The organism is Lentzea jiangxiensis (assembly GCF_900104175.1).
GTDB classification, from domain to species: domain Bacteria; phylum Actinomycetota; class Actinomycetes; order Mycobacteriales; family Pseudonocardiaceae; genus Lentzea; species Lentzea jiangxiensis.
Genome location: NZ_FNIX01000013.1, coordinates 1 through 24,137, shown reverse-complemented (window position 1 = coordinate 24,137; position 24,137 = coordinate 1). Strand labels below are relative to the sequence as shown.

The window sequence follows — 24,137 nt, the reverse complement described above, 5'->3', positions numbered from 1 at the left end:
ACGCCCCGCTAACCAATCACCACCCCGGCGCCTGCTTCGTGATCGTTCCACCAGCCGCGTGCTGCGGGTTCAGCCCGGGCACGGCGGGGCGAAGTCGAGACTCCCGAAGTACCGCTCCCGCTCCCGCCGGGTCATCCGGGGACGGCCTGCTCGCGGATCCGGACCGCCGGGTCGCGCGGCCGCGCACCTCCACCACCCACGGCTCAGGTCCCGCTCAGCAGACCGGCACGCGTTCGACGCCGGGGAAGTACTTCGCCCAGTCGTCGTCGGACAGTGCGGCCTCGCGCTCCCGGCACAGCCCACGGACGACCCTGTCGAAGTCGGTGTGCAGCGTCCACATCGACGGCGTCGAGTCGACCACGCCGAACGCCTGCTCCCGTTCCCGGTAGCGCAGCCCGTGGACGTTGCCGCGGAAGCCCCCGAACGACCCCGCCCTGACCCCGGCGACGTCCCACACCTCGACCGACGCCTCGGTCTGCACGGCGATCTTGCGGTCGTCGTCGCCGAACACGGCGGTGGCCCGCGACGAGCCCACCGGCACCCGCACCGGCTCGCCGTCCCCCGCGGTCCTCCAGACGACGAGCTCGCGGGCGAACCGCACGGCCAGCGCCCGTCCGCCCGCCGAGGTGACGACCTGCAGCGGCTCGTCGGACAGCGCGATCGACGTGCCCCGGCGGGGCGCCGGGCCGTCGAGCACCCAGATCTCGGCGTAGGCCGTGCCCGTGCCGTTGTCCTTGCGCAGCAAGGCGATCTCCCGGCCCGACGGGCTCATGACGGCGGAGAGGACGTGCTCGACCGGCACCGCCACCTCCGCCGGCCGGGCCGGGTCGCGCAGGTCCCAGACCACCGCCCGGTGCCGCGGGCGCTCGCCGGTCCGCACGACACCGGCGGCCGCGGTGCCGTCCCTGCTCACGGTCAGGTCCGCCGGTGCCTTCGCGATCGTGCCGAGCCGTTGCGGCTCCTCGGGCCGCGCGACGTCCCAGACCTGCGCGTCGCCGGTGGCCTCCAGCGTGAACGCGCGCCGGTCGTCACCGCTCAGCACCGTCCGGTTCACGCGTTCGCCGACGCGGGCGAGCCGGTCGCCGGGTGTCCGGCCGCGGAAGAGCACCGTGGCCGAGGTGACACCGGAGCCCAGGGTGCCGAGGAAGAACTCGCTGTTCGTCGACAGCGTCAGGAAGTCGCCCTCCGGCCACGACAGCATCTGCGGCGTCGAGGTGTACGAGCTCCACCGGGCGGCGTCCGCGTTCAGCACGGCGTCCCGCGTGGCCGTGGCGGGCGTGACGGCGTGGGCCGCGAGGGCGAGCCGGGCCGCTTTGTCCGGGTCGGTCGGGAGCAGCCGCATGACCTCGGTGGCGGCACGTCCGGCCAGTGCGTCGTTGCGCTGCCGCGTCGCCTCCCTGGCCTGGACCGCCGCGAACACCACGCTGCTCGCGAGCAGCACGACCAGCACCGACAGCACGCTGACCACCACTCGGGTGCGGCGTGCGCGGCGGCGTCCGTCGGCCTGGCTCGCGGTGAGGAAGGCGCGTTCGGGTCCGGTGAGCGACTCGGGGTCGAGCTCGGCCGCCTGGGCCAGCCGCGCGCCCTTGTAGAGCAGGTCGCGGTCGCCGTCCCACTGCGCCGCGGCCTCGGTGAGCTGGTGGTGCACGCGCAGCGCGTTGCGGTCCTCGTCGATCCACTCGCGCAGGCGCGGCCAGGACCGGATCAGCGCCTCGTGGGTGAGTTCGGCGTGCTGCTCGGTGAGCGTGACCAGCCGTGCCGTGGCCAGGCGTTCGAGGACCTCGGCGTCGAGGTCCTCGCGGTTCGCGCGGCGCTTCGTGTCCTCGATGCCCTCGCCGAGCGCGATCAGGCGCAGGAACGTGCGGCGGGCGATCTGCCGCTGCTCGGGGCTCAGCTGCTCGTGGACGGACTCGGCGGTGCGGGCGATGGCGTGCTCGACGCCGCCCGCCTCCTCGTAGCCGGCGAGCGAGAGCGTCATGCCGCGGCGGCGGTGCCAGGTCTCGACGAGGGCGTGCTGGACGAGCGGCAGCGCCGACGCCTGCCCCACGACGTCGGCCACCAGCCGGATGACCAGGGCGGACTCGACGGTCGCCCCGACGTGCCGGGCCGGTTCGGTGATCGCGCGGCGCAGCTCGTCCGTCGTCAGCGGACCGACGAGCACCTGCGCGTCCTCCAGAGCCTCGACGAGCTCGGGGTGGCGGCCGACGTGGCCGTAGAAGTCGGCCCGCACGCCGATGACCACGTGCGGGGCGCCGACGAGAGCCCGCACGAACCAGTCCCGCTGCTCGGGCCCGCAGAGGGTGAAGACCTCCTCGAACTGGTCCACGACGAGCACCAGTTCCTCGTCGAACTGCCGGATCAGCAGGCCCAGCGCCGCCGGGTCCGCGAGCTCGTGGCTCAGCACGACGGCGGACTGCCCGGTGAGGCGCGCGAGGCGGACGGCGCACTCGTCGAGGGGCTGGACGCCGGGCGTGAAGATCAGCGCCCGCGGAAGGCGCGGGATCAGACCGGCCCGCAACAACGACGACTTGCCCGACCCGCTCGCGCCGAACACCCCGACGAACGGCCGTGCGCGTGTGAGCTCGACCAGTTTCGCGGTGAGCTTCTCGCGGCCGTGGAACCGGTCGGCGTCCTCTTCCTGGAACGCCTTCAGTCCGACGTACGGCGCCTCGGCCGTCCGGCCGGGAGGCGCCGCGATGGCACGCCAGCGCCGTTCCCACTCCTCCGCGTCGCCCTCACACGCCGTGACGTACGCGAGCGTGACCGCGAGACTGGGCAGCTTCTTGCCGCCGGCGGCGTCCGACAGCGTGGCCGCGGAGTAATGCGCGCGTGAGGCGAGGGCCCGGTAGGACGGTCTGCCCGCCTTCTCCCGGAGCTTGCGCAGATCGGCGGCGAACGCGCCGAGCTCGGTGTCCTCGCAGTCCAGCGGGCGTTCGGTGCGTGGCATTCAGTCTTCCCCCCAAGACCGGTTGTCTACACCGTGTTGTTCAGTGCGCGGGTCCCGACCCCTTACAACAAGATCGCCGTAGCGTTCTCGTCGCACGGGGCGTGCACCGCAGTTCGCCCCTCCGGCTCTGGGGGCCGGAGGGGCGAACGGGTGTTCTTCGGCGTCGCGGTCAGAGACCGACGATCTTGTAGAGGCCGCCGACTTCCTGGCGGTTCAGCACGCGCATCGAACCGGGCCGCTGGTTGCCGAGCGACACCTCGCCGATCGCGACGCGGACCAGCGACTGCACCGGGTAGCCGACGTGCTCGAGCAGGCGGCGGACGATGTGCTTGCGGCCCTCGTGCAGCACGACCTCGACGAGCGCCTTGCCCGGCACCGCGCTGATGAGCTTGAAGGAGTCGACCTTGACCGGCCCGTCCTCCAGCTCGACGCCCGCCTTGAGCTTCTTGCCGAGCCCCTTCTCGACCGGGCCGGGGACCTCGGCGAGGTAGGTCTTCTTCACGTTGTAGCTCGGGTGCATCAGCCGGTGCGCGAGCTCACCGTCGTTCGTGAGCAGCAGCAGACCCTCGGTCTCGGCGTCGAGGCGCCCGACGTGGAACAGCCGCTCCGCGCGGTTGCGCACCAGGTCGCCCACGCACGGACGCCCCAGGTCGTCCTCCATCGTGGAGAGCATCCCGAACGGCTTGTTGAGCGCGATGGTGACGACGTCCTCGCGGATCTGCACCCGCACCCCGTCGACGTGCACGACAGCGGTCTGCGGGTCGATCCGCCGGCCCTGCTCGCGCACGACCACGCCGTCGACCTGCACCCGCCCCTGGTCGATCAGCTCCTCCGAAGCACGGCGCGAGGCGATCCCCGCCTGCGCCAGCACCTTCTGCAGGCGCACGCCCTCGTTCTCAGACATCGTCGATCGCATCCACTTCGGGCAGCAGCGGCGCGATTGGCGGCAGGTCGTGCAACGACGACAGCCCCAACCGCTCCAGGAACAGTTCGGTAGTGCGGTACAGGATCCCACCCGTGTCGCTGTCGGTGCCCGTCTCCTCGATGAGCCCCCGGGCGACCAGGGTCCGGATCACACCGTCCACGTTGACGCCGCGAACCGCCGCGATCCGCGCCCTCGTCACGGGCTGCCGGTAGGCGATCACCGCGAGCGTCTCCAGGGCCGCGCGGGTGAGTTTCGCGCGCTGACCGTCGAGCAGCAGCTTCTCCACGAACGGGGCGAACCGGTCCCGCGTGTAGAACCGCCAGCCGTCCCCCGCCCTGCGCAGGTCGATGCCGCTGCCGGACTCGGTGTACCGGCTCGACAGTCTACGGAGTGCCGCCTTGACCCGCTTCACCGGCTGCTCGAGGGCACTGCTGAGCTGGTCTTCGGCGATCGGGCTGTCGACGACGAGCAGCACGGACTCGATCGCGGCCTCGAACGTGGCGTCGTCGGTGAGGTCCGGCAGACCGCTGTCCTCGATGGCCTCTTCGGGGGCGGCGGCGAGGAGCTGGGCCTCGAGGGTGGCGGCGTCGGTGTCGGGCTCGTCGCCGGTCTGCGGTTCGGCAGTGGCGGCGGCTGCGGGCTCGGGGGCAGCGACGGGCTTCGCCTTGGCGCGAGCGCCGCTCTTGGCGGTGCGCGGCTTCGCGGCACCTGCCTTCACCCCGGCGGCGGACCCGGCTTCCGGCTCGGCGAGCACGACCGCGGCGGGAGCGGCGTCGTCGAGAGCGGCGTCCGACTCGGGCTCGGCACCGGAACCGTCCCCAGCGCCGGAGTTGTCCCCAGTACCGGAGTTGTCCCCAGTACCCGAGTTGTCCCCAGCCCCGGCGCCTGACCTGCCGTTTTCGTCGGTGCCACCCGGTAGACTAGATACCGGGGGCGGGACCGCCGCGCCGGATCCGGCCGAGGCGTCATCGGCCCCGGCGTCCAGCACGACAGCAGCGGGAGCGGCGTCGTCGAGAGCAGCATCAGCCTCCCCCTCGCCGGCGGCGGACCCAACGGCCTCCCCGGCACCGGGCTCAGCGGCACCAGGCACTGCCTCACCGGGCTCAGCGGCACCAGCCGCGTCCTCGCGGCGCCCCGGCCCGCCCCCGTCGAACGCCGGCCCCGGCTCCTCGATCTCCGCCGCGTCCGGCCCCACCAGTGGCTCGCTCATCCGCCGTAGTCCTCATCCTCGTCGCCGGCGTGCACCTGCGCCTGCGCTTGCTCCAACGACCCGCCGACCCACGTCACCCGCAGCGGCCCGAGCGGGTCCTCCTGCTCGAAGGCCAGCGACTTCTCCCGGTACAGCTCCAGCAGCGCGAGGAACCGCGCCACGACCTCCATGGTCTCGGTGCAGTCGGCGATGATCTCGGAGAACGACGCGGTGCCCTTCTCGATCAGCAACGCCCGCAGCACGTCGGCGGTCTCGCGGATCGACACGCGGTGCTGGTGGATGTGCGCGACCGAGAGCGTCCGCTTCTGCTTCGGGCGGAAGGCGGCGGCCGCGATCAGGGCGAACTTGTCGGGTGTGACGCCGAGCATCACCTCGGGCAGCAGGCCCTCGAAGCGCGGTTCGAGCGACACCGAGCGCGGGTAGCGCCGGTACGCGCCCTGTTCCAGCTCCGCGAACAGGGCCGCGACCTGCTTGTACGCGCGGTACTGCAGCAGCCGGGCGAACAGGAGGTCGCGCGCCTCCAGCAACGCGAGGTCGTCCTCGTCCTCGACGTCGCCGGTCGGCAGCAGGCGGGCGGCCTTCAGGTCGAGCAGCGTCGCGGCGATGACGAGGAACTCGGTGGTCTCGTCGAGGTCCCACGCGTCGCCCATGCCGCGGAGGTGCGCGATGAAGTCGTCGGTGACCTGGTGCAGCGCCACCTCGGTCACGTCCAGCGTGTGCTGCGAGATCAGCTGGAGCAGCAGGTCGAACGGACCTTCGAAGTTCGTGAGCCTGACCTTGAACTTGCCGTCGTCCTGAGCGGCGACCTCAGCGGGAACGTCCTCGGTCACTGCTCGCGCAACCTGCGTACCAGCAGCGACGCGTCACCGTGCGTTTCCAGGTCGTCCAGCACGATCGCGATCGCCTCGCGCACGACGCGGCCCCGGTCGACGCCCAGGCCGTAGGCCGCGCGCAACGCCAGCCGCGCCTGTTCGAGCGACAGCAGCTCTTCGTCGGACACGTAGACCGTGATCTTCGTGGTGTGCTTGGTGCGGCCGGAACCACGGCGTTGCTGCGGCGATTCCTCTGGCGTCGATTCCTCTGGCGTCGAGGCCTCGGGCGCGGCAGGGACGGACGTCAGCCGGAACAGCTCCGCGGCGCCCGGCAGTGAAGGGCGATGGGTCACCGGGCGATCACCTCGCGGGCCAGCGCGCGGTAGGCGTTGGCGCCGGACGAACGGGGTGCCCAGCGGGTGATCGGTTCGCCGGCCACGGTGGTCTCCGGGAAGCGCACCGTGCGGTTGATGACCGAGTCGAACACGATGTCGCCGAACGCCTCGACAACGCGGGCCATGACCTCGCGCGAGTGCAGCGTGCGCGGGTCGAACATCGTGGCGAGGATGCCGGTGATGGTGAGCCTCGGGTTCAAGCGTTCCTTGACCTTCTCGATGGTGTCGATGAGCAGCGCCACCCCGCGCAGCGAGAAGAACTCGCACTCGAGCGGGATCAGCACGCCGTCCGCGGCCGCGAGGGCGTTCACCGTGAGCAGGCCGAGCGAGGGCTGACAGTCCACCAGCACGTAGTCGTAGTGGTCGATCACCGGGCGGAGGGTGCGCACGAGCGTGTGCTCGCGGCCGACCTCCGACACGAGCTGGATCTCCGCGGCCGACAGGTCGATGTTGCTCGGCAGCAGGTCCATGTCGTCGACCATGGTCTTGCGGATGACGTCGCCGACGGCGGTGTCACGTTCCATGATCACGTTGTAGATAGTGGTGTCGAGCTGGTGCGGGTGCACACCGAGGCCGACCGACAGCGCGCCCTGCGGGTCGAAGTCGACCAGCAGCACGCGGCGGCCGTATTCGGCGAGTGACGCTCCCAGGTTGATGGTCGACGTCGTCTTGCCGACGCCGCCCTTCTGGTTGCACACCGCGAGGATCTTCGCCGGGCCGTGGTGCAGCAACGGCGGCGGGTCCGGGATGTGGCGACGCTGGCGGCCTGTCGGTCCGATACCGTCGAGCTGCTCCTGAGCGACGTCGTCCACCGGCGCGGCGTGCGGAGCCAGGTTCAGATCGGCACGGGGCGCGAAAGCGTGCTCCGGTGTCGACATGGCTGGCGGTCCCTCACTGCTCGTAGTCGTCTCTCCGGGCGCAGCCTAGGCCGCACCCGTGCGAGCGGCAACGCGCCTCGCCGGTGTTGTCAAGACTCAGTTAGGCCGGAACATCCGTTCGTGTGCGCCTGTCGGACGCGGTCAGCACCACGTCGAGCAAGCCCGGGAACAGAAGGTCCAGGTCATCGCGGCGCAGCGACACCCAGCGCTGGTTGCCGCGGCAGCGTGTTCGGGTGATGCCCGCCTCCCGCAGCACGCGCAGGTGCTGGGAGAGAGTCGACTTCGCGACGTCAACCTCGAAGGCCCCGCACAGGCGTTCCCCGCTCGACTGGATCTGGCGCACGACCGCGAGCCTGGTCGGGTCGCTCAGCGCGTGCAGCACAGCGGCTAGATCGATGGCCTGTGGGGACGGCTCGTCCAAGTTCGGCACCTGCCCACCGTACCCGTGGAAGCCTCATGTTCCAGTGGCCCGAGGGTGTGCAGTTGCGTAGACCTCCCTCAAAGTCGTAACGGTTACCAGTGTGTACACCTGAGTGGTCGTAACCGATGCGTGCCCGAGAAGTTCCTGCACCACCCGAACGTCCGCACCCCCTTCCAGCAGATGGGTGGCGAACGAATGCCGCAACGTGTGGGGTGACACCGCGGCGGTGATCCCGGCGTCCTCCGCGGCGGTCTTGAGGACCGTCCACGCGCTCTGCCGCGAGAGCCTTCCACCGCGCGCGTTCAAGAACAACGCAGGCGTGCCACGTCCTTTCGCCGCAAGGGCGGGACGTGCGCGAACCAGGTACGCGTCCACCGCGGCCAACGCCGGCCGCCCGACCGGAACCAGCCGCTGCTTGCCTCCCTTCCCGTCGAGCAGAACGGTCCGCTCGGACGCGTCGATGTCGTCCACGTCGAGCCCGACCACCTCGGAGATCCGGGCTCCCGTCGAGTACAGCAACTCCAGCAGGGCTTTGTCCCTGAGGTTTCCCACATTGTCGAGCAGCGTCAGAACCTGATCGACGGGCAATGCTTTCGGCAGCCTCTTCGGCGGCGAAGGCGGATGCACGGCGCGTGCGACGTCATGTGGCACAACGCCTTCACGGTGCGCGAAGCGGTGTAACCCGCGCACAGCGACTAACGTCCGTGCGGCGGACGACGCCGCAAGCCCGCTTTCCCGCAGCACGGCGAGGAACTCACTCACCTGCACTTCCGTCACCGCGCCCAAGTCGGTGACAGCAAGGGATTCCAGGTGTTCGGTGTAGCGGCGCAGATCGCGCGTGTACGAGTCGAGGGTGTTGCGGGCGGTGCCGCGTTCCACGGCGAGGTGGTCGAGGTAGGTCGCCACCAGCTCTGCGATCACGCCAGCCCTTCCAGCAGGATTTCCCCGTGGCGTGCGTTGACGCCCTTGGCCAGTGCCGGGTCGTCCGCCACCGCACGCTCAAAACCCTTGTCCGCCAACGCGATGACGTACGGCAGCGTCACGTTCGTGAGCGCGTACGTCGACGTGTTGGGCACGGCACCGGGCATGTTCGCGACGCAGTAGAACACGGAGTCGTGCACGCGGTACGTCGGCGCGTCGTGTGTCGTCGGTCGCGTGTCCTCGAAACAGCCGCCCTGGTCGACCGCGATGTCCACGAGCACGCTGCCGGGACGCATCCGCGACACCAGCTCGTTGCTGACGAGCTGCGGCGCCCTCGCACCGGGCACGAGCACCGCGCCGACCACCAGATCCGCCCAGCGGCAGGCCTTCTCGACCTCGTAGACGTTCGACGCGATCGTCTGCAGGTGCCCGCGGTAGGTGAAGTCGATCTGCCGCAACCGGTTGACGTTGGTGTCGAGCACGACCACCTCGGCCTGCATGCCGACCGCCATCGTCGCCGCGTTCATCCCGGCCACGCCCGCGCCGATCACCGCGACCTTGCCCGCGGCGACACCGGGAGCACCGCCGAGCAGCACACCGCGCCCGCCCTGCGCGCGTTCGAGGCAGTGCGCGCCGACCTGGGCCGCCATCCGCCCGGCGATCTCGCTCATCGGCGCCAGCAACGGCAACGACCCGTCGGGCAGCTGCACGGTCTCGTAGGCGATGGCCGTGATGCCGGACGCGGCGATCGCCGCGGTGCACGACGGCGAGGCCGCCAGGTGCAGGTAGGTGAACAGCACCTGCTCGCGGCGCAGGCGGTGGTACTCGGCCTCGATCGGCTCCTTCACCTTCAGCACCAGGTCCGCGGAGCCCCACACCTCGTCGGCGGACGACGCGATGCGCGCTCCCGCCGCCGTGTACTCGTGGTCGGGGAACGACGAGCCGGCACCGGCGTCCTGCTCGAGGACGACCTCGTGCCCGCGGCGCACCAGTTCGACCACGCCGGCGGGCGTGATGGCGACGCGGTACTCGTGGTTCTTGATCTCCTTTGGGACACCGACCAGCATCGTCGCAGCGTATTCCCGATATCGGTCCGCTGCATCGGATAACGTGCGCAGCCGTGTCAGAAGCATTCGGGCCAGACCAGCAGCGCATCGGCAACCAGCAGCGCGAAGAGGCGATCACCGCTCTCAACGACCACTTCGCGATGGCGCGGCTCGACATCACCGAGTACCAGGAGCGGGTCAACCGCGCGTCCGGCGCGCAGAGCTACGCGGAGCTCGCCGAGCTGTTCCGCGACTTGCCGCAGCCGCACCCGCCGTTCCTCGCGCCGCCGTCCGTGCCGTTCACGGCCGTGCCCACCCCGCCGCCGGGCTTCGCGCCGCAGCCCACGCCGCCGTACTACCCGCCGCCCACCGGCCCGCAACCGCAGTACGCGCTGCCGCAGCCCGGCATGGTCCCTCCCGGCTACGCCGCTCCCGGCGCGCCGTACGGCTTCGACCCGTACACGGGCGTACCGCTGTCGGACAAGTCGAAGATCGTCGCGGGCCTGCTGCAGCTGTTCCTGGGCAACCTCGGCGTGGGCCGCTTCTACACGGGCCACACCGGTATCGCGCTCGCCCAGCTGTTCACCTGCGGCGGCTGCGGCATCTGGTCGCTGGTGGACGCGATCATCATCCTGGTCAACGGCGGCACCGACGCCGAGGGCCGCAAGCTCCGCGACTCCTAGGCGAGGTTGCGCCCCACGCCCCACACGAGCGCCACGGCGAGAACGGCGAACCCGAGCGCAGGCCGCACCGGTCGCCGTTCTCCCTTCCAGCGGGCGATCGTCCAGCGCGTGAGCAGCCAGGCCACCGTCGGCACGCCCAGCACGAGCAGCACGGCGTTGAAGTGCCACGCGGCCACGACGTCGCCGTGCAGCAGCGCGTGGAGCATCCGCGTGACCCCGCAGCCGGGGCAGTCGAGCCCGGTGAGCGCCTTGAACGGGCACTTCGGCAGGAAGTTGCCCGGCTGGTTGGGGTCGACGAACAGCAGCAGCACAGCGCCTGCGGCACCGGCTGCGAGCACGCTGAGGGGCCCCCTCATCCGTGTGAGAGAACCCTTCAGCGTCTGCATGACTCCAACCTACTTCTCGCGCGCGGCGAACCGGGTCGGCCGGTCGCGGAAGGGCGCGTCGGCGGGCCGGGGCTCCGCCCTGCCCTCCAGCACCTCACGGGCCGCGAGCAGCCCCGCGACGGTCGACGAGTTCACGATCTCGCCGGAGAGCACCATCCGCACGGCCTCGGCGATCGGGAAGCGGTGGACCTCCAGGTCCGCCTCCTCCTCGCCCTGCACCTCGCGGTCGACCTCGGACAGGTCGCGCGCCAGGAACACGCGCACGACCTCGTCGGTGAAGCCGGGCGACGCGGCCGTGTCGACGAGGGTGTCCCAGCGCCGCGCGTCGAGACCGACCTCCTCGGCCAGCTCGCGGCGGGCGCCGACGACCGGCTCCTCGCCGTCGTGGTCGAGCAGGCCGGCCGGCAGCTCCCAGAGGTGCCGGCCGAGCGCGTGCCGGTACTGGTGGATGAGCACGACCTCGCCCTCGTCGCCGACGGCCACGACCGCCACCGCGCCCATGTGCTCGACGATCTCGCGCTTGGCCGTGCCGCCGCCGGGCATCTCGACCTCGTCGACCCTCAGCGCCACGACCTTGCCGACGTGCAAGTCCTCGCTGGAGACCGTGCGGAAGTCGTGCCTGGACGTCACTGGGACGCTCCCGCCGCCAGCGGGAGGCGGTCCGCGACCCGGTAGTCGATCGCGGCCTTCACGAACGCCGCGAACAGCGGGTGCGGCTTCGTGGGACGCGACTTGAGCTCCGGGTGCGCCTGCGTGGCCGCGTAGAACGGGTGCACGTCGGCGGGCAGCTCGACGAACTCGACCAGGCGGCCGTCCGGCGACGTGCCGGAGAAGGCCAGGCCGGCGTCGGCGAGCTTGCCGCGGTAGGCGTTGTTGACCTCGTAGCGGTGGCGGTGCCGCTCGGAGACCTCGGTGGCGCCGTAGGCGTTCGCGACGACCGATCCCGGCGTGAGCTTCGCGACGTACGCGCCCAGGCGCATCGTGCCGCCCATGTCGCGCTGACCGGAGACGACGTCCTCCTGGTCGGCCATCGTGGAGATGACGGGCGAGCCGCCCTCCTCGAACTCGCTGGAGTTCGCGTCCTCGATGCCCGCGAGGTTGCGCGCCGCCTCGATGACCATGCACTGCAGGCCGAGGCACAGGCCGAGCGTCGGCACACCGCGCGTGCGGGTGTACTTCAGCGCGCCGATCTTGCCCTCGATGCCGCGCACGCCGAACCCGCCGGGGATCAGCACCGCGTCCATGCCGGACAACGCCCGCGCGGCGCCCTCGGCCGTCTGGCACTCGTCCGACGGCACCCACTTGATCTCGACCTTGGCGTGGTGCGCGAACCCGCCGGCCCGCAGCGCCTCGGTGACCGAGAGGTACGCGTCGGGCAGGTCGACGTACTTGCCGACGAGCGCGATCTTCACCGTCTCGACGGGGTTGTGCACGCGCTGCAGCAGGTCGCCCCACACCGTCCAGTCGACGTCGCGGAACGGCAGGTCGAGGCGGCGCACCACGTAGGCGTCGAGCCCCTCGGCGTGCAGCACCTTCGGGATGTCGTAGATCGACGGCGCGTCCACGGCGGCGACGACGGCGTCGGTGTCGACGTCGCACATCAGGCCGATCTTGCGCTTGAGCGCGTCCGGGATCTCCCGGTCCGCCCGGCAGACGATCGCGTCGGGCTGGATGCCGATGTTGCGCAGCGCCGCGACGGAGTGCTGCGTCGGCTTGGTCTTCAGCTCCCCGGACGGCGCCAGGTACGGCACGAGGCTCACGTGCAGGAAGAAGACGTTGTCGCGGCCGACGTCGTGGCGGACCTGGCGGCAGGCCTCCAGGAACGGCAGCGACTCGATGTCGCCGACGGTGCCGCCGACCTCGGTGATGACGACGTCCGGCGTGACGCCGTCGGCGTCCGGCTCGGCCATCGCGCGGATGCGGCGCTTGATCTCGTCGGTGATGTGCGGGATCACCTGGACCGTGTCACCCAGGTACTCGCCGCGCCGCTCCTTGGCGATCACCTCGGAGTACACCTGGCCGGTGGTGACGTTCGCGTCACCGCTCAGATCCCGCGCGAGGAACCGCTCGTAGTGGCCGATGTCGAGGTCCGTCTCCGCACCGTCGTCGGTCACGAAGACCTCGCCGTGCTGGAACGGGTTCATCGTGCCAGGGTCCACGTTCAGGTACGGGTCGAGCTTCTGCATCGTCACCCGCAGGCCGCGCGAGGTGAGCAACTGGCCGAGGCTGGAGGCGGTGAGCCCCTTGCCCAAGGAGGACGCGACGCCTCCCGTGACGAAGACGTGCTTGGTCGTACGTGCCTGCTGCACCAACGGGGCTCCCGTGAAAATCGTGGGGGTGAATCCCCCTATCCACGGGCCATAACGCTAACACGCCGCCGGTCACCCAGCGCACCACGACCCGGCAGATCACATCACCCGATCGGCGCAGCAAGGGGTTTTCCCGAACTTCCCCCGGCACGGGCCGACATCAGGAAAAGTTGTCACGTGACCTTCGACGTGGCGGTGGCAGCCGCTGGAGCCGTTCACGACCGCTCGGCGGCCTGGCGTTTCGTCGAGGGATTCGCGGCCGCGTGGGCGGAGCCGATCGAACCGCAGGACGGCTGGAGCCGAGCCGACCTCGCCGCCACCGAGGAACGGCTCGGCGTCGAGCTCCCGGAGGCGGTCAAGGAGGCGCTGTCGCTGTTCGGCAAGCGCCCCGACCTGACCAGCAACCAGGACCGCCTGCTCCTGCCCTCGGAACTGCGCGTGGACGACGACGTGCTGGTGTTCCGCGACGAGAACCAGTGGGTCGCGGCTTGGGCCACGGCACTGGGCGGGGACGACCCCGAGGTGATGATCAAGCTCGACCTCGTCGACAAGACCGGGGAGCGCTGGGACCCGTGGCTGCCGCGGTTCTCGCTGGCGTGCGTGGAGATGGTGTTGTCCGAAGCGCTGTTCCGCGACGGGGCCGAGACGGCGGACAGGGAGACGTCCGAGGCGGACGGCTCCCTGCTCGAGGACAACTTCGCGCTCCTGCCGCTGCACAGTCCCGGCACCCGCTGGTTCGTCGGCGACGACCTGGTCGTCCGCGAGGACGACCACCAGTGGCTGTGGGCCCGCGCCCGCACGCCGGACGCGTTGGAACTGCTGGTGAAGGTGCTGCCGGGCGACTGGACGACCGAGTACTAGCCCGCCGCTCCCGGCGACGACGCCTCCGCGTTGCCCGCCACCCCGTACCGGCCGGAGCGGCCCTCCAGCTGCTCGCCCAGCGCCATCACCACGACGACCTGGCCCGCCGGGGTGTCGGAGTTGTCGACGGTGGACAGGATCGACGTCGCGTTCGTGTCCGCGCGGACCACACCGATCGCACCGGTGCCGTTGGCCGAACCGTTCGCTCCCGCCAGCACGACGCCCGCGGCGGACCGGTCGAGCTGGGTGGCGAACCGCGCGACCGTCGAGGCCCGGTCGGCCGCCGAGTCACCGATCGCCGCGCCGCCGGTCAGCACGATCGCGAGCTGCGCGGGCGTCACCCCGGACGTCGCCTTGACGAACCCGGCGTTGGAAAGCCCGGACAGCGCGGCCGCCGTCTCGTCGGCCGTGGCCTGCGGCTGGTTGCTGGTGGGGTTGAGCAGCAGCAGGGCGCCGAACAGGCCGCCCGCGCGGGTGCCGGGGTCGCCGGCCGTGGGCAGCTGCGACCCGGCGGGCTGCACCCGTGCCACGAGGTCGCGCAGCTGGTCGCCGCGGGACGGGTCGGCGAACGCGTCGGTCAGCTGGACCTCGCCGGTGACCGTGGCGCTCGCGGCCTTCAGCAGGCCGTTGAGCGCGTCCCGGTCGGCCGGGCGCGCGTCCGCGGTCGTGACGATCACGACCGTGCGGTCGGTGAGCCGGTCCTTGACCGCGAGCGGCCCGACGGCCTCCGCGAACTCGTCGGCCTCGGTCAGCTCGGCGTTCAACGCGTTGCGCTCGTTCTGCAGGTCGTTCACCTGTTGCGCCAACGAGTTCTTCTCGTCGCTCAACCCGGACAGCAACCGCCCGCTGATCGCGGTCGACCCCAGCACGACTCCGACCGCGAGGGCCAGGAAGACCGCGGTGATCGAAACTACGTGGTAGCGCAACGTGATCACGAGAAGAACCCCTTGAGCCAGTTGACGACGGATTGCCAGCCGTCGACCACGATGTCGACGTAGACGTGACCGACACCGGAGACCGCGAGCGCGGCCACCATGGCCGCGATCGCGGCGGCCACCAGCAGGACGATCACGCCCAGCGAAACCCGGCTGCGGTGCAGGGTCGCGACGGCCTCCCCGTCGACGAGCTTGCTGCCGAGCTTCAACCGGGTCAGGAACGTGGAGGGGTTGGAACCGGAGTGCCCGCGGTCGAGGAACTCGCGCAGCGTCGCGCGGAGCCCGACCGTGACCACCAGCGACGCCCCGTGGGCTTCGGCGAGCAGCAGCGCCAGGTCCTCGGCGTTGCCCGAGGCGGGGAACGTCACCGCGCCGATGCCGAGGTCCTGGATGCGCTGCAGGCCGGGCGCGTGGCCGTCGGTCTGCGCGGGCACGACCACCTCGGCGGCCGCGCGCAACGACGCGGTGCCGATGCCGTCGGGGTCGCCGACGATGATGTCCGGTTTGAGCCCGGCGTCGATCAGCGTGTCCGCGCCCGTTTCGACGCCGATCAGCACCGGCCGGTACTCGCGGATGTAGTGGCGGAGCTTGCGCAGCTCCTCGGCGTGCGACGGCCCACCCGCGACGACGAGCACCTGCCGGTCGCGCATCGACACGTACACCTCGGGCACGCCGACGCCGTCGAGCACCAGCGCGCGTTCACGGCGCAGGAACTCGATGGTGTTGGCGGAGAACGCTTCCAGCTGCGCCGACATGCCGGCCTTCGCCTCGATCATGGCATCGGCGATGCTCTCGGCGTTCTGCTCGACACCCTTCGCGAGCTCGCGTTCGCCGGCGTAGACGACCCCCTCGTGCAGCCGGACCCTGGCGCCTTCCTTGATCTCCCGCAACGCGACCGCGCCGACGCCGTCGATCAGCGGGATGCCCGCCTCCAGCAGCAGCTCCGGCCCGAGATTGGGAAAACGCCCGGAAATGGACGGCGACGCGTTCACGACACCGACCACCTCGGCCGCGACGAGCGCTTCCGCGGTGCGCCGGTCGAGGTCGACGAGGTCCATGACCGCGACGTCACCGGCACTCACGCGCCGAACCAGGTCGCTCGCGCGCCGATCAACCCGCGCGACACCCGTGACACCGGGAAGTTCGTGGTTGGTGCGGTTCAGCAGCCCGGAAAGCTTCATGCGCCGATAGTGACCCACGGTGCGCATGTGACCGGTGAGGCACGCCGGGCGATTCCTGCTGGTCAGTCGTCGGGGTGAACCACCACGGCACCGAACGCCAGCACCACGGCGCCGATGAGCACCCAGATCCCGTTGCCGAACCCGGCTTCCAGCCCTGGGTCGATGGCGATGTTGCCCGCCTCGTGGAAGCTGATCACGTTCAACAGGTGGACGAACAGCATCCCGGCCACACCCGCGAGCGCCGCGGCACCGGCGAAGGCGACCTTCCGCCACCGAACACCCACCAGCACCGCCGCGGCCGCCACCACGATCGGGATGCCGAACAACGGACCGTGCTCGTCCTTGGTGCCACCGAACCGCGTGCTCCAGCCGGTCGTGACGTACGCGGTCTGCGGCTGCCCGGGAGCAAGGCTGATCAACAGCTCGGAGAACGGCAGGAGCGTCGCCCCGGCCGCGGCCCCCGCGGCCAGCACGAGCAACACGACGCTCAGGACCTTCTTCACCCCGCCTCCCGCTGCACCGCGACGGCACCCGCGAGCGCCACCAGCGTTCCGGCCACCAGGAACACCAGCCCGAACCCGACCGCGAAGTCCCCTTGCTGCTCGACCGCGTGCCCGCGTTCCGACACGACCAGCGCCGCCGTGACACCGACGGCCCCGGCCTGTCCGGCCGCCCCGGCCACCGCGGCGCGAGCGACCCAGATCCCGGCGACGAGCAACGCCGCCGTGACCGCCACCGGCACCCCGTACCAGGGCGACAGCTCCCCTGCGGGCCAGTCACCGGGCTTGTTGACGATCTCCGTCCCCCAAGCCCGAACGACCACCTCGACCCCACCGCCGTAAGCCGTCGAGTACCACGGCAGCACCATCGCCGTGGCCGTCAGCACCACCCCGACCGCGATCAGCGCGATCGCCGTAGGCCTCCCGATCACCGTGCCTCCCGCCCGTCGCCGGGTACGGCGATGCCGAACGGCGGCGTGTCGTCCTCTCCGCCCAACGACCGCACGACCACCCCGTCCTCATCCACCGACGCAGACCCCACCCGCTGTTGAGCGAGCACGGCCCCGACCAGCGTGATGATCGCTCCCAGGACCAACATCCACGTACCGCCGAGGTAGTGCACTTCGGCCGCGGGCTCCCCGGACGGCCCGAAGGAGTACAGGCTGCGCTGCCGCTCGACCAGCGCGAGGTAGAGGAACACCACCCCGGCCAACGCCCCGGCAGCACCGAGGACGAGCACCCGCCCGACGAACGCGGTCCTCTCCCGCAACGTCAGCACCACGGCACAGGCCACCACCACCGCACAAACGACCAACGGCCACCCCGCCGCGAACAACGCGGGGTTCTCAGGCGGCCCGCTCGGAGGCTCCGACCTGGTCACCCAGGCCGAGGTGGTGATCACCAACTCCACTTCGAAACCTTTGTGGACGGTCCGGAAGGTGTCCAGGAGACTCCCGGCCACCACGGTCCCGGCCCCCAGCACGGAGAGCACACCGGCCACCCTCCGCCGCTCACCCACCCTTCGGCTCCACGATCACCGGATACCCGTAGGGCGGCGTCTCGGCGTCGTCCCCGTCGTCGTCGACCTGGTGGATCACCACCCCGTCACCGCCCTCCACGTCGTCATCGCCACCAACCCGCCGAGGCAACTCCTGGTGCAACACGGCGGAGATGACCCCCACCCCGGCGGCCACGATCAGCATCGTGACCCCGTCCCTCTGCTCCACGGCAATGGGCACGGGCGACCTCATGCCCTCGAGCTCCTCGACCAGCCCCTGCACCCGCACCACGGCAGACCAGGCGGCCCCCACCAGCAACCCGGCCCCGAGCAACGACCCCACCCGGAGAGCAGGGACCCGAAATGCCAGCACCGCAGCCAACACCATGACCACGGCCGCCCCGACAACAGGCTCCCCGAACTCCAACGGCGCCAACATCAGCACCTCTCGGAAGTCGTCCCGCTCAACGACCCACGAGGTGGCCTCGAACCGCAGCGTCCGCCCGTTCACCACCACCCGCACCGAATAGGCGGTCGAGAACGTAGCCGCCACAGCCAACCCGGCCGCGACGAACACCAGCACCGCCCCGAGCACCCGGCGCGTGGTCACAGATCCGGTCCACCTTCCACCGCACACCGCGTGCGCCCGCTGACCGGAGCTCGGTCCCCTCCATCATGCCGAACCACAGCCCGAACAGCGCGAGGCCGAAGGCGAGCCGCTCCGCTTTTGGCTTTGCTCTTGGCTTTCCAGGCGGCCCCACCGGCCACCACCCACCAACGGACGTAACCGCCCAATGCAACAGGCGTGCCAGCAACCCACAAAAAAAGGGGGGGACGCATGCTGACGCAGACGTCCCCCCACTCCCAGGACCCCCCAATCCCAACCTGCTCAGGGGGTCCGACAAACCTCAGCCCTTCTTCTTCCTCCGCCGAACCACAGGAGCAGAAGACTTGTCCGACTTGGCCGCGGCCAGCAACTCCTCGGCGTGAGCCCGCCCGGTGTCGGTGGAGTCCATCCCGGCCAGCATTCGAGCCAGCTCCACCACCCGCTGGGTCTCGTCCAACTTCCGGACAGCCGACCGCGTGAACGTCCCGTCGGCGGATTTGTCCACCACGAGATGCCGATCGGCGAAGGCCGCGACCTGGGGCAGGTGCGTCACCACGATCACCTGGTGCGACCGGGCAAGCCGAGCCAGCCGCCGCCCGACCTCGACAGCAGCCCGTCCACCGACTCCGGCGTCCACCTCGTCGAACACCAGCGTGGGCACCGGATCGGAGTGGGACAGCACCACCTCGAGCGCCAGCATCACCCGGGAGAGCTCACCACCGGAAGCCCCCTTGTGCACCGGAAGAGCAGGCGCCCCGGGGTGGGAGATCAGCCGGAGCTCGACGTCGTCCACCCCCGACGCGCCGGCGTGCAGCACCGAGCGCCCGACGGTGAGAGCCTGCGCGTCCCCGGTCTCGGCGTGCCGGGGCCGGACGGCGAGCTCCACCGAGGCGTGCGGCATCGCGAGCCCGTCGAGCTCTTCGGTGACGGCCTTCCCGAGTTCCAGCGCGGCCTCGACCCGAGCCGCCGTCACCTGAGCGGCGAGCGTCGCCAGCTCCGCGGCCAGCTCGTCGCGGCGGGCCGCCAAGCCGGTGAGCGCTTCCTCGGACGTGTCCAGTCCGCCCAGCCGGGCACGCGCCTGCTCGGCCCAGGCGATCACGCCGTCGACGTCGGCGGCGTACTTGCGGGTCAGCGCCTTCAGTTCGGCCTGGCGCTGCAGCACGGCCTCGAGGCGGCCGGGGTCGGCCTCCAGCTGGTCGAGGTAGCCGGAGATCTCGGCGCCGACGTCGGCCAGCAGCGTGGCCGCCTCGACGAGACGCGGTTCCATCTCGCGCAGCTTCGGGTCCTCGGACGAGGACAGGCGGCGGGCGGCCTCGGAGATCAGGCCGAGCGCGCCGGGGTTGTCCGGGTCGCCCTCCAGGGAGCCGGACACCGCGAACTGCGCGCCCTGGGCCGTCTCGCGCAGCTGGTCGGCGTCGGCCAGGCGGCGGGCCTCGTCGTGCAGCTCGGCGTCCTCGCCCAGCTGCGGGGCGACCGCGTCGATCTCGGTCAGGCCGTGGCGCAGCAGGTCGGCCTCGCGGGCCAGTTCGCGGGAACGTTCGGTGCGTTCCTTCAGCTCCGCGGAGACGCGCAGCCACTCCTCGCGGACGGCCTGGTACGCGCGCAGGGGCCCGCCCACGTCGTCGCCGGCGAAGCGGTCCAGCACGGCGCGCTGCTCGGTGGGGCGCATGAGCCGCAGCTGGTCGTTCTGGCCGTGGACGGCGATCAGCTGCTCGGCCAGCTCGGACAGCACGCCGACCGGCACGGAACGGCCGCCGACGTGCGCGCGGGAGCGGCCGTCGGCGCCGACGGTGCGGATCGCGATCAGCGAGCCGTCCTCGTCCGCCTCGCCGCCGACCTCCTCCGCCACCTTCGCGGCGGGACTGCCGGCCGGGGCCTGGAAGCGGCCCTCGACCACCGCCCGGTCCGCTCCGGTGCGCACGCGGGACGCCTCCGCCCGGCCACCGCCGAGCAGGTGCAACCCGGTCACGACCATGGTCTTGCCCGCGCCCGTCTCACCCGTGACAACGGTGAACCCGGGGTCCAGCTCCAGGGTGGCCTCGTCGATCACGCCAAGGCCATTGATGCGCATCTCGGCCAGCACAGGGCGAACCTTACTTGTCGAGTCCGACATTTCCTCGCGGGCACCATAACGAGCCGGTGCCGACGCACCGAGCGGCGCGGTCAGCCTGCCGATGGTCCCCGCCACCCCTTCACCGGCAGGTCGAACTTCTCGACCAGCCGGTCCGTGAACGGGGCATGGCGCAGCCGGACGACCTTGAGCGGCACCTCGCCCTCCACGATCTCGATCCGCGCGCCCGCGGGCAACTCGAACGTGCGCCGCCCGTCCGCGGACAGCGCCGCCGGATGCCCGGTCGCCTCGATCTCAAACGCCACGTGCGACTTGGGCGACACGACCAGCGGCCGCGCGAACAGCGCGTGCGCGTTGCTCGGCACCACCAGGATCGCCTGCACGTCCGGCCACACGACCGGACCGCCGGCCGAGAACGCGTAGGCCGTGGAACCCGTCGGCGTCGCGCACAGCACGCCGTCGCAGCCGAACGCCGACACGGGCCGTCCGTCGACCTCGATGACGACCTCGAGGATGCGTTCGCGGATCAGCTTCTCGACGCTGATCTCGTTGAGCGCCCACGTCTTCACGACGACCTCGCCGTCGACCTTGGCGATCAGGTCGAGCGTCATGCGCTCTTCCACGAAGTAGTCGCGTTCCAGCACGTGACCGACGGCCTCGTGCAACGCGTCCGAGTCGGCTTCCGCGAGGAACCCGACGCGGCCGAGGTTCACGCCGAGGACCGGCACGCGCGCCGGGCGGGCGAGCTCGGCGCCGCGCAGCAGCGTGCCGTCACCGCCCAGCACCAGCACGAGCTCGGTGCCCTCGGCGGCGTGGTCGTCGGCGGGCACGACCTTGGTGCAGCACGACGGGCCGAGGTCACGCGCCTCGTCGTCGAGCACCCTCGTCGTGACGCCTCCGACCGCGAGGCGGCCGGCCACCTGACGGGCGAGATCGATGTTGCTCTGGTGACCGGTGTGGACGACCAGCAGGACTTCCCTCATTGGGGCCCTTCTTCGACGGCGGTGCGCACCATCTCCGCGGCAGTCTCCGCCCCGTCCGGGGCGGGTCCTGCTTTGCGCAGCCAGAGGAAGTACTCGACGTTGCCGGACGGGCCGGGCAGCGGGCTCGCGACGACCCCGTGCACGGCCAGGCCGAGCTCGGCCGCCGCCCTGGTCACGTCGAGCACGGCTTCCGCGCGCAGCCCGGGGTCGCGCACGACGCCTCCGGAGCCGAGGCGTTCCTTGCCCACCTCGAACTGCGGCTTGACCATCGGCAGCAGATCGCCTTCCTCGTCGAGGCACGCGGCCAGTGCGGGGAGCACAAGCCTCAACGAGATAAACGAAAGATCGGCCACCACGAGTTCAACCGTGCCACCGATGTCCTCGGGTGTGAGGGTGCGGACGTTGGTCTTGTCCTTCACCACGACCCGGTCGTCGGTCTGCAGCTTCCAGTCGAGCAGACCCCTGCCGACGTCGGCCGCGACGACCTGCCTCGCACCTCCGCGCAGCAGCACGTCGGTGAAACCGCCAGTGGACGCGCCGGCGTCGAGACAGCGCTTGCCGGTGGGGTCGATCTTGAAGCCTTCGAGCGCGCCGATCAGCTTGTGCGCGCCCCGGGAGGCCCAGTTGGGATCGTTGTCGAGGTCCTTGACGACGACCGCGTCGGAGGTCTCCACGGCGGTCGCGGGCTTGGTCGCGACGGTGCCGCGCACCGTGACGCGGCCGTCCGCGACGAGTTGGCTGGCGTGCTCACGGGACCGGGCGAGCCCCCTGCGCACGAGTTCGGCGTCGAGCCGCACCCTGCGAGGCACTGTGCATCACACCTTGTCGATGCTCGACAGTGCGTCGGTGAGCGTGGCGTGCACGGCGTCGAACCGGGCAACGTGCTCCTCGAGGGCGACGTTCTCGAGCCCGTCGAGCCGCTCCAGCGCGCCTTCGATGGCGTCGGCCGGGTTGGGCGGCGGTCCGGGCAGGGGGTAGCTCACGGTCTTACGGTAGCCGATGTAGTACCGACAGGTCCGCGCCGACATACGTCGGCCGTCGCTCTTCCGGAAGCGCTTGCGCCTCCTCCTCCGTCGACACACCCGTGAGCACGAGCAGCGAGTCCATCCCGGCGTTGACGGCGCCCAGGACGTCCGTGTCGAGGCGGTCTCCGACGACCAGCGGGCGATGCGCGCCGAGGTCCTTCGCCGCCTGCTGCAGCAGCGGGGTGGCGGGTTTGCCGGCGACGAGGGGTTCCTGGCCGGTGGCGGTCTTCAGCGCCGCGACGAGGCTGCCGTTGCCGGGCAGGAGGCCGCGTTCGGTGGGCAGGGTGGCGTCGACGTTGCACGCCACCCACAGCGCACCGGCGCGGATGGCCACGGCGGCCTCGGCCAGCTGGCGCCAGCCGAGGTCCATGGACAGGCCCTGCAGGACCGCCACCGCGCCTTCGGCGGTGTCGGTCGGGATGAGTCCGCGCTTGAACACCTCGGCCTCGAGGGCCTCGGTGCCGAGCACGAGGACGGTGGACCGCTTGGGCAGGCGATCGGCGAGCATCGCCGCGCCTGCCTGCGAGGAGGTGCTCACCTCGTCGACGCTCGTCTCGAACCCGAGCTCGACGAGGTGGTCGGCCACCGCCTGCGGAGAGCGTGACGCGTTGTTGGTGACGTACCGGATCCCGACGCCCTTGCTCCTGGCCGCCGCAATCGCTTCGGCGGCACCGGGCACGGCTTCCGACCCGCGGTAGACGGTGCCGTCGAGATCGATCAGCAAAGCGTCGTACCGGTCGACCAACGTCTCGCTCACTGCTCCGCGGTCTCCTCCTGGGTGAGCTCGAACGCGCGCTCGGCGGCGTCGGTCTCCCCTTCGTCGTCAGCCTCGGCGGCGTTGAGGAACCACTTGACCGCTTCCTCGGTGCGACCGGCCGCGGCCAGGTTGTCGGCGTAAGCGTAGAAGAGCCGCGCCGAGTAGGGCGTGCGCTGTCCCGGATCGAGGTCCGGACCCTGCAGCGCGACGACGGCCGCGTCGAGCTGACCCATGTCGCGACGAGCGCCGGCCGCGACGATCCGCAGCTCGATCTCGTCCTCCTGGCTCAGGTCCTTGGCCGACGGGTCCTTGGCGAGGTCGATGGCCCGCTCGGGACGCCCGAGCGCCCGCTCGCAGTCGGCCATGATCGCCAGGTGGCCCGGCCCGGCCATCATCCGGCGCGCGGCGCGCAGCTCGCTGAGCGCCTCGGCCCACTCGTCCGCGAAGTAGGCGGTGAGACCCGCCGCTTCCCGCACGACACCGACGCGAGCGGCCTTGCTCCGCGCGTAGCGGGCGTGCTCGAGCGCCAGCTCCGGCTCCTCGTCGATCAGCAGCCCGGCCGCGGCCAGGTGCTTGCCGACGAGTTCCGCGAGGCCCTTGGGCAGGCTGCGCAGCTCGGCCTTGATCTCCGGGTCGAGCAGCGACAGGTCGGCTTCCCGGGGCAGCTCGGGCCGTCCGCCACGGGGTGCGGGCGCCTCGTCGCGCTGCTCGTCGCCGGCCTCGGCGTCCGCCGCACGGATCCCGTCCGAAGCCTCATCGGCCTCGTCAGCCTCGTCGGCTTTGTCACTCCCGGCCGCGGGCGCGTCGCCGGCCTCGCGGTCCTCGGTGACGGCCTCGTCCTCGACGGCCTCGTCCGCGTCGCTGTCGGCAGCGACCGCGGCCTCGGCCACAGCCTCGCGACCGGCCGCGGTGCGCGTGGCCGCGGCACCGTCGCCCAGGCGGTAACCGGAACGCTCGGCGTCCGGCTTCACCTCGGCAGCGGTACCCTCGGCGCCGGTGCTGTCCTGACCGCTGCTGGCCTGACCGGTGGTGTCCTGGTCGGTGATGCGGTCCTGGAAACGCGCCGCGCGCTCACGGCTGCGCTCGTCACGGCGGTCGTCGCGCTGCGGAGCCGAGCGTTCGTCGTTGCGGGAGCCGCCCCGGTCGCCGGAGTCGTTCTTGCGGTAGCCACCGCGGTCGCTCGAACGGTCCCCGCGGTATCCACCACGGTCACCGGAATCGTCCTTGCGGTACCCGCCGCGGTCGCTCGAACCCTGACCCCGGTAGCCACCACGGTCACCCGAGTCG

26 protein-coding genes are annotated in these 24,137 nt (G+C 71.4%); 2 read left to right on the top strand and 24 right to left on the bottom strand.

The features are described from left to right. Positions 1-214: 214 nt before the first annotated feature. From BLQ91_RS27445 to ald, 9 genes are all read right to left on the bottom strand, one after another. Positions 215-2,947 carry a helix-turn-helix domain-containing protein gene (locus BLQ91_RS27445; protein WP_090101239.1) on the bottom strand — a complete coding sequence of 911 codons (2,733 nt, stop codon included), beginning with the start codon at positions 2,945-2,947 and terminating at the stop codon, positions 215-217. Positions 2,948-3,116: 169 nt separating this feature from the next. Next, entirely contained in the window at positions 3,117-3,851 is a 735-nt protein-coding gene (locus tag BLQ91_RS27440) for a pseudouridine synthase (protein WP_090101237.1), read from the bottom strand. Further along, positions 3,844-4,626, bottom strand: coding sequence for an SMC-Scp complex subunit ScpB (gene scpB, locus BLQ91_RS27435; protein WP_425412555.1), 783 nt, complete (start codon positions 4,624-4,626; stop codon positions 3,844-3,846). The genes BLQ91_RS27440 and scpB overlap by 8 nt, the downstream gene beginning before the upstream one ends. 452 nt (positions 4,627-5,078) lie before the next feature. Further along, the gene (locus BLQ91_RS27430) at positions 5,079-5,912 is read right to left on the bottom strand and encodes a segregation and condensation protein A (RefSeq protein WP_090101235.1); all 834 of its coding nucleotides are present in this window, start codon (positions 5,910-5,912) and stop codon (positions 5,079-5,081) included. Then, positions 5,909-6,247, bottom strand: coding sequence for a hypothetical protein (locus BLQ91_RS27425; RefSeq protein ID WP_090101233.1), 339 nt, complete (start codon positions 6,245-6,247; stop codon positions 5,909-5,911). The genes BLQ91_RS27430 and BLQ91_RS27425 overlap by 4 nt, the downstream gene beginning before the upstream one ends. Continuing rightward, the gene (locus BLQ91_RS27420) at positions 6,244-7,167 is read right to left on the bottom strand and encodes a ParA family protein (protein ID WP_090101231.1); all 924 of its coding nucleotides are present in this window, start codon (positions 7,165-7,167) and stop codon (positions 6,244-6,246) included. Before BLQ91_RS27420 ends, BLQ91_RS27425 begins: the two co-directional genes overlap by 4 nt. Positions 7,168-7,267: 100 nt before the next feature. Next, positions 7,268-7,597 (bottom strand): ArsR/SmtB family transcription factor, encoded by a 330-nt coding sequence (locus tag BLQ91_RS27415; RefSeq protein ID WP_090101229.1) that lies wholly within the window; start codon positions 7,595-7,597, stop codon positions 7,268-7,270. A 24-nt stretch (positions 7,598-7,621) separates the two neighbouring features. Then, entirely contained in the window at positions 7,622-8,497 is an 876-nt protein-coding gene (gene xerD / locus BLQ91_RS27410; protein WP_425412554.1) for a site-specific tyrosine recombinase XerD, read from the bottom strand. 8 nt (positions 8,498-8,505) lie between these two features. Next, positions 8,506-9,576, bottom strand: coding sequence for an alanine dehydrogenase (ald, locus tag BLQ91_RS27405; protein ID WP_090101227.1), 1,071 nt, complete (start codon positions 9,574-9,576; stop codon positions 8,506-8,508). A gap of 53 nt (positions 9,577-9,629) precedes the next feature. Here ald and BLQ91_RS27400 point away from each other — a divergent pair, with 53 nt between their 5' ends. After that, a complete protein-coding gene (locus tag BLQ91_RS27400) occupies positions 9,630-10,238 on the top strand; it encodes an NINE protein (protein ID WP_090101225.1) in 609 nt (202 codons plus the stop codon). Here BLQ91_RS27400 and BLQ91_RS27395 read toward each other — a convergent pair. Genes BLQ91_RS27395 through BLQ91_RS27385 form a run of 3 tightly spaced genes read right to left on the bottom strand, consistent with a single transcriptional unit; the run spans position 10,235 to position 12,933 of the window. Beyond that, positions 10,235-10,594: a DUF2752 domain-containing protein gene (locus BLQ91_RS27395; protein WP_236220910.1), complete on the bottom strand. Its 360-nt coding sequence runs from the start codon at positions 10,592-10,594 to the stop codon at positions 10,235-10,237. The genes BLQ91_RS27400 and BLQ91_RS27395 overlap by 4 nt on opposite strands. Before the next feature lie 39 nt (positions 10,595-10,633). Further along, positions 10,634-11,254, bottom strand: coding sequence for an NUDIX domain-containing protein (locus BLQ91_RS27390; RefSeq protein ID WP_245733836.1), 621 nt, complete (start codon positions 11,252-11,254; stop codon positions 10,634-10,636). Next, a complete protein-coding gene (locus BLQ91_RS27385; protein ID WP_425412548.1) occupies positions 11,251-12,933 on the bottom strand; it encodes a CTP synthase in 1,683 nt (560 codons plus the stop codon). The genes BLQ91_RS27390 and BLQ91_RS27385 overlap by 4 nt, the downstream gene beginning before the upstream one ends. 177 nt (positions 12,934-13,110) lie before the next feature. Between BLQ91_RS27385 and BLQ91_RS27380 the strand changes: the two genes are divergently transcribed. Continuing rightward, positions 13,111-13,794, top strand: a complete 684-nt coding sequence (locus BLQ91_RS27380; RefSeq protein WP_090101219.1) for a hypothetical protein — start codon at positions 13,111-13,113, stop codon at positions 13,792-13,794. On the opposite strand, the gene BLQ91_RS27375 is transcribed toward BLQ91_RS27380, so the two are convergent. The 12 genes from BLQ91_RS27375 to BLQ91_RS42895 form a co-directional block, all read right to left on the bottom strand. After that, complete coding sequence (locus tag BLQ91_RS27375; RefSeq protein ID WP_090101217.1) at positions 13,791-14,729, bottom strand: copper transporter; 939 nt, start codon at positions 14,727-14,729, stop codon at positions 13,791-13,793. The two genes, BLQ91_RS27380 and BLQ91_RS27375, sit on opposite strands and share 4 nt — an antisense overlap. After that, positions 14,726-15,910, bottom strand: a complete 1,185-nt coding sequence (gene steA, locus BLQ91_RS27370; RefSeq protein ID WP_090101580.1) for a putative cytokinetic ring protein SteA — start codon at positions 15,908-15,910, stop codon at positions 14,726-14,728. Before steA ends, BLQ91_RS27375 begins: the two co-directional genes overlap by 4 nt. A gap of 62 nt (positions 15,911-15,972) precedes the next feature. Beyond that, complete coding sequence (locus tag BLQ91_RS27365; protein WP_090101215.1) at positions 15,973-16,413, bottom strand: hypothetical protein; 441 nt, start codon at positions 16,411-16,413, stop codon at positions 15,973-15,975. Next, positions 16,410-16,841, bottom strand: coding sequence for a hypothetical protein (locus BLQ91_RS27360; RefSeq protein WP_090101213.1), 432 nt, complete (start codon positions 16,839-16,841; stop codon positions 16,410-16,412). The genes BLQ91_RS27365 and BLQ91_RS27360 overlap by 4 nt, the downstream gene beginning before the upstream one ends. Further along, positions 16,838-17,428, bottom strand: coding sequence for a hypothetical protein (locus tag BLQ91_RS27355; RefSeq protein ID WP_090101211.1), 591 nt, complete (start codon positions 17,426-17,428; stop codon positions 16,838-16,840). The genes BLQ91_RS27360 and BLQ91_RS27355 overlap by 4 nt, the downstream gene beginning before the upstream one ends. Beyond that, positions 17,421-18,017 (bottom strand): hypothetical protein, encoded by a 597-nt coding sequence (locus BLQ91_RS27350; RefSeq protein ID WP_143022836.1) that lies wholly within the window; start codon positions 18,015-18,017, stop codon positions 17,421-17,423. The genes BLQ91_RS27355 and BLQ91_RS27350 overlap by 8 nt, the downstream gene beginning before the upstream one ends. A 298-nt stretch (positions 18,018-18,315) precedes the next feature. Next, on the bottom strand, positions 18,316-20,097 hold the full coding sequence (gene recN / locus BLQ91_RS27345) for a DNA repair protein RecN (RefSeq protein WP_090101207.1): 1,782 nt from the start codon (positions 20,095-20,097) through the stop codon (positions 18,316-18,318). Between the two features lie 80 nt (positions 20,098-20,177). Then, positions 20,178-21,068: an NAD kinase gene (locus tag BLQ91_RS27340; RefSeq protein WP_090101205.1), complete on the bottom strand. Its 891-nt coding sequence runs from the start codon at positions 21,066-21,068 to the stop codon at positions 20,178-20,180. Continuing rightward, entirely contained in the window at positions 21,065-21,877 is an 813-nt protein-coding gene (locus tag BLQ91_RS27335; protein WP_090101203.1) for a TlyA family RNA methyltransferase, read from the bottom strand. The genes BLQ91_RS27340 and BLQ91_RS27335 overlap by 4 nt, the downstream gene beginning before the upstream one ends. A gap of 6 nt (positions 21,878-21,883) precedes the next feature. Continuing rightward, positions 21,884-22,051 (bottom strand): hypothetical protein, encoded by a 168-nt coding sequence (locus tag BLQ91_RS27330; protein ID WP_374237013.1) that lies wholly within the window; start codon positions 22,049-22,051, stop codon positions 21,884-21,886. 4 nt (positions 22,052-22,055) lie between these two features. After that, positions 22,056-22,850, bottom strand: coding sequence for an HAD-IIA family hydrolase (locus BLQ91_RS27325; RefSeq protein ID WP_090101199.1), 795 nt, complete (start codon positions 22,848-22,850; stop codon positions 22,056-22,058). Continuing rightward, a partial coding sequence (locus BLQ91_RS42895; RefSeq protein ID WP_342670668.1) for a tetratricopeptide repeat protein occupies positions 22,847-24,137 on the bottom strand: 1,291 nt, incomplete at its 5' end. The genes BLQ91_RS27325 and BLQ91_RS42895, both read right to left, overlap by 4 nt.

Excerpts from the sequence above, each read along its gene's own strand:
- BLQ91_RS27445 (WP_090101239.1), bottom strand. The coding sequence starts at position 2,947 with ATGCCACGCACCGAACGCCCGCTGGACTGCGAGGACACCGAGCTCGGC.
- BLQ91_RS27440 (WP_090101237.1), bottom strand. The coding sequence starts at position 3,851 with ATGTCTGAGAACGAGGGCGTGCGCCTGCAGAAGGTGCTGGCGCAGGCG.
- BLQ91_RS27420 (WP_090101231.1), bottom strand. The coding sequence starts at position 7,167 with ATGTCGACACCGGAGCACGCTTTCGCGCCCCGTGCCGATCTGAACCTG.
- ald (WP_090101227.1), bottom strand. The coding sequence starts at position 9,576 with ATGCTGGTCGGTGTCCCAAAGGAGATCAAGAACCACGAGTACCGCGTC.
- BLQ91_RS27395 (WP_236220910.1), bottom strand. The coding sequence starts at position 10,594 with ATGAGGGGGCCCCTCAGCGTGCTCGCAGCCGGTGCCGCAGGCGCTGTG.
- steA (WP_090101580.1), bottom strand. The coding sequence starts at position 15,910 with ATGAAGCTTTCCGGGCTGCTGAACCGCACCAACCACGAACTTCCCGGT.
- BLQ91_RS27340 (WP_090101205.1), bottom strand. The coding sequence starts at position 21,068 with ATGAGGGAAGTCCTGCTGGTCGTCCACACCGGTCACCAGAGCAACATC.